Source organism: Actinomadura logoneensis (assembly GCF_003428695.1).
Lineage (GTDB): Bacteria > Actinomycetota > Actinomycetes > Streptosporangiales > Streptosporangiaceae > Spirillospora > Spirillospora logoneensis.
In genome coordinates, this window is the sequence record NZ_QURH01000052.1 from 1 (window position 1) to 1436 (window position 1436).

The 1436-nt window shown below is 75.7% G+C and carries 1 protein-coding gene and 1 pseudogene; both read left to right on the forward strand.

Annotation, left to right across the window (positions count from 1 at the left end; translation table 11 throughout):
* Positions 1 to 443, forward strand: a pseudogene (locus DZF91_RS02920) (hypothetical protein); the annotation flags it as partial.
* Between the two features lie 24 nt (positions 444 to 467).
* A partial coding sequence (locus tag DZF91_RS02925) for an enediyne biosynthesis protein UnbU (RefSeq protein WP_199486365.1) occupies positions 468 to 1436 on the forward strand: 969 nt, incomplete at its 3' end.

Sequence of the window (1436 nt, forward strand, 5' to 3'; positions counted from 1 at the left end):
CGGGAGGGGCGCCGGGCGCGCGGCCGGGCGCGCGGCCGGGCACGGGGCAGGGACCGGCCGGGAGCGCGAACGGGCCGGTGACACCCGCCATCGGCGCGTCGGCGCGGCTGCTGTCGGGGGCCGCCGGCGTCCGGACGGGACAGGTCTATCCGGCCAACGGGCACGCGGGCGTCTCCGCCCCGGAACTCCTGTTCGGCCTGGACCGCGCCACCGTGCCCGCCACGACCCCCACGACCTCCGCGACCCCCGCGAGCACTCCGGGCACCGTCCCGGGCGCCGCGAGCGCGCCGACCGTGCCGGTCAGGCTCGACTGGCGGGACGCGTGCGGGGCGCTCCACCACGGCGAGGTCCGGCTCGCGCCGGGCTGGCACACCGTACTGCTGACCTCTGACGGGTCGATCCGGGCTCGCGCCGGGCTGGCACACCGTACTGCTGACCTCTGACGGGTCGATCCGGGAGGCGGGACAGTGAGTTCCACGACCAGTTCCACCACGACCGGCGGCGTCCCCGCCGCGACGACCGCCGCCCGGCCCGCCAAGGACCCGCGCGTCATGGCGCTGCGCCGGTTCGCGCTCTCCATCTCGGCCTTCACCGTCCTCGGGCACGCCGTCCTCGGGTTCGAGCAGGCGTACGCGACCCCGGTCGTCGCGCTGGCCACGGCGTACGCGCTGGAGCTCGGCCTGGAGACCCTGGACGCGTGGGCCACCCGCCGGCCCGTCAAGTACGCGGGCGGGCCGCGCGCCCTGCTGGACTTCCTGCTGCCCGCGCACATCACGGCGCTGGCCTGCGCGATGCTGCTCTACGCCAACAGCCGGCTCGGGCCGGTGGTCTTCGCCGTGGCCATCGGCATCACCTCGAAGTACCTGGTCCGCGTCCGGGTGAACGGCCGCCCGCGGCACGTGCTGAACCCGTCCAACCTCGGCATCGCCGCCGTGCTGCTGATGTTCCCCTGGGTCGGGATCGCCCCGCCCTACCAGTTCACCGAGTGGATCGGCGGGCCGCTCGACTGGGTCGTCCCGGCGGTCATCCTCGCGTCCGGGACGATGCTGAACGGGATGCTCACCGGGAGGATGCCGCTGGTCGCCGGCTGGGTGGGCGGATTCCTGCTGCAGGCCGTGCTGCGCGCGCCGCTGACCGGCACGGCCCTGCTGAGCGCGCTGCTGCCGGTGACGGGCGTGGCGTTCGTCCTGTTCACCAACTACATGATCACCGACCCGGGGACGACGCCGACCAGGCCCCGCAACCAGGTCCTGTTCGGTCTGGCGACGGCGGCCGCCTACGGCGTCCTGGTCACCTTCCACGTGGTGTTCGGCCTGTTCTTCGCGCTGGTCGCGGTGTGCGTCCTGCGCGCGATCGGCCTGGCCGCCCTGGCGTTCCGGGACGCGCGCCGGGCCGGCGCGGCGGCCCCGGCCGTCCCCGCCCCCCGCCCCCCGGAC